Origin of the sequence: Meridianimarinicoccus roseus, assembly GCF_003172915.1 — a bacterium.
Taxonomy (GTDB): domain Bacteria; phylum Pseudomonadota; class Alphaproteobacteria; order Rhodobacterales; family Rhodobacteraceae; genus Meridianimarinicoccus; species Meridianimarinicoccus roseus.
In genome coordinates this window covers 1-3,890 of record NZ_QGKU01000049.1, presented here as the reverse complement: position 1 = coordinate 3,890, position 3,890 = coordinate 1, and the positions used below count along the sequence as shown (strand labels likewise).

Annotated in this window: 4 protein-coding genes and 2 pseudogenes; all 6 read left to right on the top strand. The window is 61.0% G+C overall.

Features of this window, described 5'->3' with window-relative positions; genetic code table 11:
* Window positions 1-891 (top strand): cadherin-like domain-containing protein (locus DKT77_RS16745; protein ID WP_146205026.1); only part of this gene is annotated, 891 nt, incomplete at its 5' end.
* 38 nt (window positions 892-929) lie between these two features.
* A complete protein-coding gene (locus DKT77_RS16740; RefSeq protein WP_109812829.1) occupies window positions 930-1,535 on the top strand; it encodes a cohesin domain-containing protein in 606 nt (201 codons plus the stop codon).
* A 62-nt stretch (window positions 1,536-1,597) separates the two neighbouring features.
* Window positions 1,598-2,056 (top strand): annotated as a pseudogene (locus tag DKT77_RS16735) (transposase).
* Between the two features lie 202 nt (window positions 2,057-2,258).
* Entirely contained in the window at window positions 2,259-2,618 is a 360-nt protein-coding gene (gene tnpA, locus DKT77_RS16730; RefSeq protein ID WP_238547968.1) for an IS66-like element accessory protein TnpA, read from the top strand.
* Window positions 2,615-2,743 (top strand): annotated as a pseudogene (gene tnpB / locus DKT77_RS16725) (IS66 family insertion sequence element accessory protein TnpB); the annotation flags it as partial. The gene tnpA and the pseudogene tnpB, both read left to right, overlap by 4 nt.
* Before the next feature lie 128 nt (window positions 2,744-2,871).
* Window positions 2,872-3,864, top strand: a complete 993-nt coding sequence (locus DKT77_RS16720) for an IS30 family transposase (protein ID WP_109809748.1) — start codon at window positions 2,872-2,874, stop codon at window positions 3,862-3,864.
* Window positions 3,865-3,890: the final 26 nt, after the last annotated feature.

Sequence of the window (3,890 nt, the reverse complement as noted above, 5' to 3'; positions counted from 1 at the left end):
AACGACGCGCCGGTGGCGGTGTCGGACGCGTTCACGACGGACGAGGACGTGGCGCTGACGGGGGCGTCGGTCGCGGGCAACGACAGCGATCCGGACGGCGACACGCTGGTCTACAGCGTGGTGTCGGGGGTGGCGAACGGCACGCTGAGCCTCAACGGCGACGGGACGTTCACCTACACGCCGGACGCGGACTTCAACGGCACGGACGGCTTCACCTATCAGGTGAGCGACGGCACGCTGACCGACACGGCGACGGTGAGCCTGACGGTGGACCCTGTGAACGACGCGCCCGTCGCGTCGGGCGAGAGTTACACCGCCTATGTCGGCACGCCATTGGCCGTGGGTGTCGCAGCGGGCGTGCTTGCCAACGACACGGACGTGGACGGCGACACGCTTTCGGCGGCGGAACTGGCGGGGCCGTCCGGAGGAACGCTTGCCCTTGCCTCGGACGGTTCCTTTACCTACGAGGCGTTCTCCGGTTTCACGGGCCCCGACAGTTTCGATTATCTCGTGGACGACGGCAATGGCGGTACGGCGACCGCTACCGCGACGGTTATCGTGGTCGACGACAGCGACGGAGACGGCATTTTCGACGACACCGACAACGCGACCTTCGTGTTCAATCCCGATCAGCGGGACAGCAATGGCGACGGCATCGGAAACGTTGCCGACCCCGACCTGAACAACGACGGGATCGTCAACAATGTCGATTTTGGGCTGTTCCTCGCAGATGTTGGAAAATTCAGCGCCGTGGATCCGATGGACCCAACATCGGGCCTCGACGCCGACTTCAACGGTGACGGGTTCGTCAACAACGTCGATTTCGGGACTTTTCTGGACTTCGTAGGAGGCCAGCCCGGCCCGTCAGCATTTGACTTCCCGTTTACCTAGTGTAACGATCTCCCCAACAAAGAAGAGGATCTTTATCTATGTCGTTTATGCGTGTTTCCTTGGCTGCACTGACCCTCGCGGTTGGAGTGTCAGCCTCATCTGCCAACGCTGCATCATCTAATCTTATATCGCCGACTGGGCCTTTGAATGTCGGCGATGCATTCAGCCTGACATGGCAGGTTATGAACGTTCCCGAGTTCGATGGGGTTGGGTTCGGCCTCACATATGACAGTGATGTGGTCTCCTACACTGGCGGCGTCTTTTCCGCTGTATTCAATGCATTCGCCGTGGATCAGCTTGCCAATGCACAGGCCGCAGAGGCTTTGGGCGGTTTGGTGACCGTCGAAAGCCTGACGGCGGGAACCTTCCTCTTTCCGTCTGGCGATCTCGATATCGTCACGCTGAATTTCGAAGCCGTTGCAGCGGGCATCACGGATATCGTCATCGATCCGTTCCAAGCTTTCGGTCAAGATCTTATGTTCACCCGATTCGGCGCGGCTGTGTTTAACACGACGGACACTGCGCGGATCGTCGTCGAGGCGGACCCGATCACGACGCCCATTCCGCTGCCGGCATCGGCCCTGCTTCTTGGGGCAGCGGTACTGGGTCTTGCCGGGCAAAAGCGGCGCACGCGCCACAAGTGAATGCGCCGGTCGTGTGCCGATCACATCATGGCCGTCCAGCGGCCGTGAAATGATCGGCACACGTGGCCGGGCATTTTCTGAAGCGTTCGGCGTCGGCCCTGGGTGAACCCGCCGTTGGTCGATGCCACGGCCCTGAGTTGCATCTGGTGCGCCATTCCCTGAACTTCTGTTCATGGAAGCACGCCAAGGCCGTGGCCGCCGACCTGCGACGGATCTACAGCGCTCCGAGCGCCGATCTGGCCGCCGCGGAGCTCAATGCCCTCGAGGAGAAATGAGCCGGGAAATACGCGTCGATCGCCCCGGCTTGGCGCAGGGCATGGGCCGAGGTGATCCCGTTCTTCGGCTTCCATCCGACGATCCGAAAGATCATCTACACGACGAATTTCATCGAAAGCCTGAACCGCATGATCCGGATAAAGATCAAGACGCGGAGGGCCTTCCCGACCGACGAGGCTGCGACGAAGCTGATCTACCTAGCCATCCGCAACTTCGAGAAGGATGGGCGCAACGTCAGGGAATAGTTTGCGACCCGCAATCAGTTCGCCAAAATGTTCGACTAGCGCTTCGACGCTCGAGTATCTGCAACCGTATGGAACGGGCCAGATACACAGACTTAAGCACACTCCCTGTCGCCTTAGAGTAAGCGTTTGGCCTGACGGCCCTGCCGCGGGCTGATAGAGTCGGATAGTGTCCACCATCGATAATAGACACTTTGGTGATGGCGTGGCGCGTCGGACGAAGCGGCTTTGGACGGACGAGGAGAAGCGGTCGATCTGTTTCCAGACGATTGTGCCGGGCGTTTCGGTGGCACAGGTTGCGCGGCGCTACTCGGTGAACGCGAACCCGATCTTCAAGTGGCTGCGCGATCCCCGTTATGCGCCGGACCGCGCCTCGGCTCCGCCCGCGTCAGAGGAGGCACGCTTTCTGCCCGTAGAGATCGTCGCGGAGACCAGGTCTGCCCCGACAGCCCCTGCCGCCGAGAACCACATCGGGATCGAACTTGCTGGAGGGCACCGGATGCGGATCAGCGGCAGCTATGATCCCGAGGCGCTGGCGCGACTGATCCGGGGCCTGACGACGTGATCCCGGTTCCGGCCAACACGCGGGTCTGGCTCGCGGCGGGCGTCACCGACATGCGCAAGGGCTTTGCGGCGCTCGCGGCACAGGCCGAGGCGGTGCTGAAGCAAGACCCGTTCGCCGGGCATCTGTGAGCTACTCCTCGAAATTCGGACACTGACATAAGCTACGATTTGCAGTATGCTGAGAGGCACGCGGGCACATTCTAAACTGGGTTGCGACAATTCCCCTATCTTGCTGAAAAGCAAGGAGAGCGGACATGGCCCACACAGAGCTGGATTTGCCTGAAAGACGCACGATCGAGGACATGTTGAATGCGAAGGTGCCGGTGAGCAAGATCGCTGTTAAGATCGGCAGGCATCGCTCAACCGTCTATCGCGAGATCAAGCGCAACTATTTTGAAGACCACGAGCTGCTGTATCTGAGCGGTTACTACGGTGTGAATGCTCAGCGTTCGGCCGAAGCGAGACGCGCACGGCGACGCAAACTGCTCCGCCTGTCCGCTCTGCGAGAAGCGGTGATCGGCCGCCTCAAGGAAGGCTGGCCTCCGGAGCAGATCGCGGGTCGCCTTTGGTTCGAAGGCCAGCCGATCCGCATCAGTCACGAGACCATCTACGCTCATGTCTACAGTCGTGAGGGCCAATCTGACGCGCTGGCGCGGTATCTGCCCAGCCGCCGCAAGAAACGCAGACCGCGATACGCCAGACGGCCACGGGGCCTTGTGTTTCCGCCGGATCGTTCCATCCATGAGCGCCCAGAATACGTGAACACGCGTGAGACATTTGGCGATTGGGAGGGCGATTTGATGATCTTCGAGCGCGCCCAAGGCACAATGAACGTCGCCTCACTGGTCGAGCGCAAGACCCGCTTCGCCGTCCTGTTCCGCAACGATGATCGCAGCACGACGCATCTGATGAACCGGCTGATGGATGTCATGGCACCCGTGCCCCAGTCCGCACGCCGTTCGATCACGTTTGACAGAGGCATCGAGTTCCGGAACTGGCGCAAGCTGAAGCCGGGGATGGGCACCGAGGCCTGGTTCTGCGATCCGCAGGCGCCCTGGCAGAAGGGATCGGTCGAGAACCTGAACCAACGTGCGCGCAGATACCTGCCGCGCGACACGCAAGTGGCGGCGCTCTCAAATCGCAACATGAAGGCGATTTGCGACCGCCTGAACGGCACTCCCAGAAAGTGTCTGGGATGGCGAACGCCGACCGAAGCCTTCAGAGAAGAAATGATGAAACTGAGATAGCGGAAACCGTCGCAACGACCCTTGAG

What these genes read in the sequence shown, in the direction of transcription:
- DKT77_RS16740 (WP_109812829.1), top strand. Translation starts at nt 930, where the DNA reads ATGTCGTTTATGCGTGTTTCCTTGGCTGCACTGACCCTCGCGGTTGGA.
- DKT77_RS16720 (WP_109809748.1), top strand. Translation starts at nt 2,872, where the DNA reads ATGGCCCACACAGAGCTGGATTTGCCTGAAAGACGCACGATCGAGGAC.